Source organism: Microbacterium sp. GbtcB4 (assembly GCF_019091465.1).
Taxonomy (GTDB): domain Bacteria; phylum Actinomycetota; class Actinomycetes; order Actinomycetales; family Microbacteriaceae; genus Microbacterium; species Microbacterium paraoxydans.
This window is the reverse complement of sequence record NZ_JAGXJJ010000676.1, coordinates 1-232: the sequence shown is the minus strand read 5'-3', so window position 1 is coordinate 232 and position 232 is coordinate 1. Positions and strand designations below refer to the sequence as shown.

Annotated in this window: 1 pseudogene; it reads left to right on the top strand. The window is 74.1% G+C overall.

The window, feature by feature from the left end:
• Positions 1 to 232: pseudogene (locus KVS71_RS19230) on the top strand (flavodoxin reductase); the annotation flags it as partial.

Genomic DNA, 232 nt, shown 5'->3' with positions numbered 1-232 from the left:
CCCCGGCAGTATCTCGAGCTCGACGTGCCGCACCGACGGCCGGACGCGCGGGGGACCCGCCGCGAGCTCAGCATCGTGTCCGCTCCGGCCGACCTGCCGATCCTCCGCATCGCGTACAAGAACGGCGACCAGCAGCACCCGGCGAGCTACAAGCGGGCTCTCGCGGCAGCCGAGCCCGGGGCGACGTTCGCGGTGACCGGAACCCGGGGCGACTTCATCCTCCCGCGCGGGG